7 protein-coding genes are annotated in these 4,532 nt (G+C 53.3%); 1 reads left to right on the forward strand and 6 read right to left on the reverse strand.

All coding sequences use genetic code 11. The features are described 5' to 3' along the window. The first annotated feature begins 78 nt into the window (after positions 1-78). A complete protein-coding gene (locus tag BM357_RS20840) occupies positions 79-453 on the forward strand; it encodes a phosphorylase family protein (protein WP_074956805.1) in 375 nt (124 codons plus the stop codon). A gap of 374 nt (positions 454-827) precedes the next feature. Here BM357_RS20840 and BM357_RS18335 read toward each other — a convergent pair whose 3' ends face one another. From BM357_RS18335 to BM357_RS18355, 6 genes are all read right to left on the reverse strand, one after another. Continuing rightward, positions 828-1,799 carry a site-specific integrase gene (locus BM357_RS18335; protein ID WP_074956807.1) on the reverse strand — a complete coding sequence of 324 codons (972 nt, stop codon included), beginning with the start codon at positions 1,797-1,799 and terminating at the stop codon, positions 828-830. Positions 1,800-1,867: 68 nt separating this feature from the next. Next, positions 1,868-2,278: a type II toxin-antitoxin system VapC family toxin gene (locus tag BM357_RS18340; RefSeq protein ID WP_074956809.1), complete on the reverse strand. Its 411-nt coding sequence runs from the start codon at positions 2,276-2,278 to the stop codon at positions 1,868-1,870. Beyond that, positions 2,275-2,589: an AbrB/MazE/SpoVT family DNA-binding domain-containing protein gene (locus BM357_RS18345; protein WP_083430684.1), complete on the reverse strand. Its 315-nt coding sequence runs from the start codon at positions 2,587-2,589 to the stop codon at positions 2,275-2,277. The genes BM357_RS18340 and BM357_RS18345 overlap by 4 nt, the downstream gene beginning before the upstream one ends. A 254-nt stretch (positions 2,590-2,843) precedes the next feature. Next, positions 2,844-3,209 (reverse strand): DUF5412 family protein, encoded by a 366-nt coding sequence (locus BM357_RS18350; protein ID WP_083430683.1) that lies wholly within the window; start codon positions 3,207-3,209, stop codon positions 2,844-2,846. A gap of 699 nt (positions 3,210-3,908) precedes the next feature. Continuing rightward, the gene (locus BM357_RS20035) at positions 3,909-4,052 is read right to left on the reverse strand and encodes a hypothetical protein (RefSeq protein WP_175511592.1); all 144 of its coding nucleotides are present in this window, start codon (positions 4,050-4,052) and stop codon (positions 3,909-3,911) included. A gap of 54 nt (positions 4,053-4,106) precedes the next feature. Beyond that, positions 4,107-4,532, reverse strand: a 426-nt coding sequence (locus tag BM357_RS18355) for a transposase (RefSeq protein WP_139234802.1), incomplete at its 5' end; no start/stop codon positions are given.

The raw sequence follows: 4,532 nt of genomic DNA on the forward strand, positions 1-4,532 counted from the left end.
GCGACCTGTCTACAAAAACCCTTGCACATAAATTCGCGATCAGAGCCCCAAAATCCTGGCCAGTAAACGACTTTCCGTTTGTTCAGCAGACCCTATTTACCTCCGGAAACCACTGTCCATGCATCTGAACAGTTACGTAAATTATTGATGCAATGTGCAGACTCTCTAGGTTATTCGACGGTCACTGGGCGTCATTGGACGACAGACGCGATCTATCGAGAACATATCGATGAAATCAATCGCCATCGGAATTCGGGCGTCCTCGGAGTGGATATGGAAACATCCGCGATGTACGCGCTTGGCATGGTGCGTGGTGTTGACGTAGCGAATGTCTTGGCGGTCAGTGATGAGTTATGGCACGATTGGAATCCAGCCTTTGGGTCAGAACGGTTGGACAAGGCTTTGGATCGCGCATGCGAAATTGTTTTGACGGCCGTGTCCAGAGTTTCATAGTTGTCGCTGTCCTGACGATGAATCATTTCTCGCTCGATAGTGAGTGTGGATCCAGAGTGCTTGAGTAATGGGTCTCAATTCGTTTTAAGTTAACATAATATATATTATCGGACGTTTTGTTTCCGTCTGGTTGGATATGGTAATGTTTACCATGGTGCGATCGCAGCGGAAGCTCGACTGTACAGATGTGCTCTGTTTTCACGTCTCCCCGAAGAACAGATGCCTGGGTTATAACGGCTTCCTTGGACCCGACGGACCAAGGAAGCCGTTCATTTCCTCTCAGTTTCGTGCAGGAGACTTCGCGGCAAGCGTCGTAGGACAACCGTTGTCACCGGACAACCATGCCGCACGGTGACGTTGTTCTCATTTTTCATTTACAGCCCGATACGCGCTGCTGCATTTTCGCGAAAGACGTTCCCATCTCGTATGTATCGCCGTACCATCATCACACTTCTGTGACCGGTCTGTGCCATGATGGCTCGTTCGGACACGCCCGCCATGGCTGCGGATGTTGCCAAGCCAGCACGCAGGCTGTGCCCGGCGTACTTTCGTGGATCGAGCCCGATATATTCGCAGTACTTCTTCACAAGACGGGCGACCGTCTTGTCCGACAAAGCGTGGTCCCCGATCTCCCGATTTTTCGTCACTCGGCGAAACAAGGGTCCAGAGGTAAGTTGTGCGGCCTCAATCCAGTCTTGAAGGGTCCGGACTGGGCAGGTTTCCAGGTGCGACCCGTAAGGGATTCCCACCTTCCTCCCCTCACCTGCCTGGTCAGATTTGCTTCTGCGAACCGTGATGATGAGACCTTCGCGAACGAACTGGACGTCTTCGACGTTCAATGCAACCAACTCAGACCGCCGAAACGCGCCGGCGAAACCAATGAGCAGAAGTGCTCTATCGCGCAGTCCGAGGAGGTCGTCGGGTGCATACCGCAGCATCCTGCGTAGATCTTCGACAAGCACTGGAATTTTGGCACGTGGGGCAACCCCGAGCGTGTTGCGAATCCCGCGCCAAACGCTCTTCACCGTCTCAGTGGCCGTTGGTGAGGGGTACCCTTTTGTCTTATGAGCGAGTCCGATGGAGATCATGCGTCGCCCAATCGTGCTCGTTCTGTAGCCCTGGTCGGCCATGTGTGACAGGTACAATGCCACGGTGGTTGGCTCTGCCGGCAGTGAACGCGCCCCCTGTTCATCGCACCAACGGGAGAAGGCTTGCCAGTCCGACTTGTACGCCTTGACTGTGTTCTTCGCCTTGGAGCGGCGAATGTACTCATTTGCTCTGACGGTTAACTCGGTAATCGGCGTGTCAACGGATGTTGATTCGTGTTTCGCAATCGTTCCTTCCATCACCAAGCCCCCAGACAAACGTATCCCCAGGGATGTGTCATATCCAAGCAAAGAACTTGCGCGATTCGTCAGCTGAGGCCGTGCACGGACACGTTCTCAACACCAAGCATCTTGTCGCCAAACGTCGCCACCACTTGATCGGTACGCCGAGCCAAGGCAATGAGGTAGGCATCTGCGAAATCCAGACGATGTTCGGAATAGATTTGCAGGGCGTCCAAAACCGTGAGCAGATTCTCACACTGAACCCCGTCATGGACGAGGACTGGCACAAGATGAGAAGCAATAAGTTCCTTGGATAACTGATAAACTCGTCCTTCCAGTACAGAGCAGCATTCTGCAACAATCATGGGGTCAATGGACAGTGTGACTTCCCCCTGCTCAGCGGCTGCAAACAACTTGGTGGCTGCAGACGAATATTCAGGGTGATCCCCAAGCAGAAACCTCAGAATCACATTGGTGTCCACCAGAATGGCGTTCACTTGGTGTCACCGCCATCATCCGCTAAACGGTCTTTCTGTTGAATGAATTCCTTAGAACGTCGTTCTGACAGCTCGTCGTACGTCATGCGGCGTGCCTCGTCAAGCGGCACGTATTCAATGTTCCTTCCGCTCGCCCTTCCAAGGGACCCCGCAAGCTCGCGTGCAGTTGTTCGCGGTATGCGACGAATCACAATCTCCCCATTCGGCTTTTGGTGGAAGAGGATTTTATCGCCTGGTTGCGCGCCGAGCGCCTCACGAATTTCACTTGGCACTGTGAGTTGGAATTTTGGAGACAGCTTTGCAATGGACATCATGGAAATCACCTTATTTTCGGATCGGTGACGTTCTTACAATACATTATACGTACGCTATAACTAAAAACGTATGTCATTTGAGTGTTCTTCAGTCATTTTCTCGATATCAAATCATGTCCGATAACGTTCACTTATCGGACATAACATGATGTCACAAAGATGACCGAATTGTCTTTCCTGGATGAGCTCTTTCAGCGCGACAATCCCCCGACACGGGGCGAACTGAGCCTTTGGTGCCCAGGCCACCCGTGCTATGGTCTCCAAAAGTACGTTTGCCCCTTTGCTACGTCCAGTACGTGTCCGTTGATGGAAACCATATTGTTGTTGACCCAAAGCACTGTCGCCTTGTCCTCATGGTATTGCCAATAGATATTGCGCCTGTAGTGAGTCCGCTCCTCTTCCAATTCCCCGCGAATGCCAAAATCCATCGTGGCTCCGCCATTCGTGAGGTAAATGTTGACCTTGTATTGGTGATCGGGAGACTCCACACTCTTCATCAATGTACCGTGGGGGAAGCGATTCGGAGAATAAAACAGGTAGTATATCGACACGCCGAACACCGACATACCAGTAACAAGAAATACGCCCAAAACAAAAAATATCTTTCTAATCTTCACGTTATATACCCCACTCGTGTATCATGGCTTTACCAGACAGATTCACGATGAAGATGCTGGCAGCCATCGCGATGTTACCAGTCGTCGTCATCGGGACCGCAAATGTGTCGGCGAAAACGTTGTCTTCCAGTTGAAAGGCCTCAATCTCACGTCTCTCGGTACTTCAGTCTGGTCCAATTCACGCACAATTGCGCCCACCGTGGAGGCGCCGACGAGGACCGCATTCCAGTTGCTTTTGAGTAGCTGCCGCATCGATTTCCACGAAAGACGCAGCAGGAAGGATGTTGCGGCAACCGCGCCCACAGCCCAAGCCCCTGACGTGTGCATCCCAGTCGGGGCAACTTCGATCGCATTGTAGCATTGTGGCTAGGCATCTCGTGCACCATGTTTGCGACAAAATGAAGAGGACCCCGTCGAGTTTGCCGATTGCCGGGGCCCTTTCTCATTGCCCACACTAGGGTCTCAACCGCGCGAATCACGGCTGCCAGCCCCAGCATGGCGAGAAACACACTCAACCCGTCCACCCCCTTTCGTCAGGGAGTGCACGCGGAGAAGGTTTCCCCTCTCCCACTGGTTATTCTATCATGTTGCGAGCCTGTAATGATTTAGAGGCATGCCGCATACAATGACGAGCGGACGAGCATAATTTCTCTTCCCAGTGTGTGATGGGACCCGAAGTCATGCGACTACCGGGTCCTCTCAGTCCGCTTCTTCCGCTTCTGGTTCTTCGAACTTGATCCCAGTTCTCAGCTTTGGAGGCATTTGCGCCCAATGCGCCCGGATGATATTGACGGTCTCCCGGGCGTCCTGTAGTGCCTCTTCGGCCAACTCATACTCGAACATAAACGGGTCTCCAAGCTGTCGTTGTACGGCCGTAAGTAGGGTCTGCTGAACAGGTCACGAGTTCGCCAGAGCAGTTGAGATCGGACAGCGCTCGAGCCGCGCAAATACAAGGTACAGAAGAAGGCGGAGTCGCCGCTCCAAGTTCATCACCAGCAGTTGCAGCGCGATAACCGTCTCGCTCGTGGCTCGCAGACGCGTCCGAATCAGACCCAGACCGTACAAACGCTTGCCTTCGCCGATCTTCCCCTCGATTTCGTTTCGTTCCGCTGCATCCTGTTTCTCAATCCGTGCCTGTTCTGTCCGCGCCGTCTTCGAAGGCCGACCCAGCGGAGGTCCACTCAGGCGAATGCCACGCTCTTTGCAGTAACGCAGATTCTCCCGAGTTCGGTAGGCCCTGTCGGCCAGCACGGCTTCCGGATAATGGCCATACCGCTCCCGGTAGGCCTCCACTGCCGCCTGCAGGGTATTGCCTTCGTGAAA

This window comes from Paenalicyclobacillus macrosporangiidus, from assembly GCF_900116805.1.
In the GTDB taxonomy this organism is placed as follows: Bacteria; Bacillota; Bacilli; order Alicyclobacillales; family Alicyclobacillaceae; genus Alicyclobacillus_H; species Alicyclobacillus_H macrosporangiidus.

Bases quoted from the DNA above. Each gene is read 5' to 3' on its own strand.
- BM357_RS18335 (WP_074956807.1), bottom strand. From the start codon at position 1,799: ATGGAAGGAACGATTGCGAAACACGAATCAACATCCGTTGACACGCCG.
- BM357_RS18345 (WP_083430684.1), bottom strand. From the start codon at position 2,589: ATGTCCATTGCAAAGCTGTCTCCAAAATTCCAACTCACAGTGCCAAGT.
- BM357_RS20035 (WP_175511592.1), bottom strand. From the start codon at position 4,052: ATGTTCGAGTATGAGTTGGCCGAAGAGGCACTACAGGACGCCCGGGAG.